Source organism: Treponema sp. R6D11, from assembly GCF_054786075.1.
On sequence record NZ_BDHD01000497.1, the window covers coordinates 1 to 910 of the forward strand.

The window sequence follows — 910 nt, forward strand, 5'->3', positions numbered from 1 at the left end:
AAAATAAGCGGACTGTGCTTTTTGGGTAATGTCTTTACAGATGCGGTTGATATTTCTTCATTACATGATTTTTGTTTGACAGATGAATCTAAACTGGAAGCAAAAGAAAAAATAAATAATATTTTTGGGATAAATGTTGATAATTTAGAAAAGTTACTTATAGTAGATATTTTGGAACAAATAAGAAATAGTAAAAGCGAAAATACTCGCTGCTAAATAAAAAGCAGACATACTAAAAGTCTTGCCCTTATACACTAAAAACAAGCTTTAAGCATACATTAATTTACCGTGGGGTTCCGGTATTTTACGGCCAAGAGATTCCGCAGTTTCTAGCCATTCGTTTATAATTATTTCTGCATTTTCCAAGGCTTCTGAATATGTTTTACCGTCTGCCATGCATCCTGCAAGCTCGGGTACCTCCGCAACGTAAGAATTATCAACTTCGCTCCAATAAATAATAATTTCATATTTATTCATCTTCCGCCCCCAAATGGTATTTTAACATTATATCCCTTATCTGCTTAACCTGATATGCTTTTGCTTTTGAGCCATCAGGCTGCAGGTTAATTATTTCTTCTATACCTTCCTTAGAAAATATACGATGACTTCCTTTTATGCGCATTGAAAATCCAAGCCTTTGCATTAATGATACAGCTTCGGAAAACAGTATTGATTTATCTTGTCGGCCTGATAAAATACTTTGAACCAGTTTTTCATGCTGTCCCATATTATAATAATATGATAATTTTTATCAAAAGTAAAGTATTAATAATCGAAATTCCAAAAATCATTTTCGTCGAGCCATACAGCATTAGGTTTATTCGCCTCGTGTTCAGCCTCAGCCAGTTTTTCCGTAAAATAAGCGGACTGTGCTTTTTGGGTAATGTCTTTACAGATGCGGTTGATATTT

3 protein-coding genes are annotated in these 910 nt (G+C 33.8%); 1 reads left to right on the forward strand and 2 read right to left on the reverse strand.

Features of this window, described 5'->3' with window-relative positions; genetic code table 11:
• Positions 1-216: hypothetical protein (locus ACYVTD_RS14225; RefSeq protein ID WP_461248378.1), on the forward strand; the 216-nt coding region annotated here is incomplete at its 5' end.
• A 51-nt stretch (positions 217-267) separates the two neighbouring features.
• On the opposite strand, the gene ACYVTD_RS14230 is transcribed toward ACYVTD_RS14225, so the two are convergent.
• Both ACYVTD_RS14230 and ACYVTD_RS14235 read right to left on the reverse strand, forming a co-directional pair.
• Positions 268-477, reverse strand: a complete 210-nt coding sequence (locus tag ACYVTD_RS14230; RefSeq protein WP_461248379.1) for a type II toxin-antitoxin system HicB family antitoxin — start codon at positions 475-477, stop codon at positions 268-270.
• Complete coding sequence (locus ACYVTD_RS14235) at positions 470-727, reverse strand: type II toxin-antitoxin system HicA family toxin (protein ID WP_461248380.1); 258 nt, start codon at positions 725-727, stop codon at positions 470-472. Before ACYVTD_RS14235 ends, ACYVTD_RS14230 begins: the two co-directional genes overlap by 8 nt.
• Positions 728-910: the final 183 nt, after the last annotated feature.